The following is a 610-nucleotide window of genomic DNA, read 5'->3' as shown; positions in this document are numbered from 1 at the left end:
TGTCGCGCGACATTCAGGTTGAGAAAGCGCGACAAACAAGATGAGAATCCTGCGTTCCGGGATTGGCGAAGGGCGTAGCCCGTAGCCGATGCCGGAACGCAGGAGGCGCCTTTTGAAGGGTGCCTGTGATGGTCGTGGTGGTCGCTATGGATTGGGTTTTCCCAGGGAGGAGGACCTGACGTGTGGCGGGCCGACACATCAACGATCATCAGGTGAGACTTTTCATGACCCACAGACGTAACGATCCCGTCGCCCTGGCGGCGGCCAAGGCCGGTTTCAGCCCGGCGACCGGCTACCGGGTGCTACAGGATGCGCGCCTGCCTTCCCAGCGACAGGCGCCGCGCGGCCGACGGCGGCCTGATCCGCTATCAGGCATTTTCGAAGAAGTCGTCGTGCCGATGCTGGAGGCCGCCCCCGGTCTTCGTCCTGTCGCGATCTTCGAGGAACTGCGCCGCCGGTACCCGGATACCGAGTTCGGCTCACGACGAACCCTGGAGAGGCGTATTCGCGACTGGCGCGCTCTGAACGGCCAGGATCGGGAAGTCATCTTCAGGCAGGTTCATGAACCGGGGCGGCTCGGCATGTCCGATTTCACGTGCATGAACGATCT

1 pseudogene is annotated in these 610 nt (G+C 62.8%); it reads left to right on the top strand.

Annotation, left to right across the window (positions count from 1 at the left end):
- Positions 1–182: 182 nt before the first annotated feature.
- Positions 183–610, top strand: a pseudogene (locus ACFQ24_RS03760) (IS21 family transposase); the annotation flags it as partial.

This window comes from Sphingobium olei (assembly GCF_042678845.1).
Taxonomy (GTDB): Bacteria; Pseudomonadota; Alphaproteobacteria; order Sphingomonadales; family Sphingomonadaceae; genus Sphingobium; species Sphingobium olei.
The sequence above is the reverse complement of the archived record's forward strand: the minus strand, read 5'-3'. Positions and strand labels throughout refer to the sequence as shown.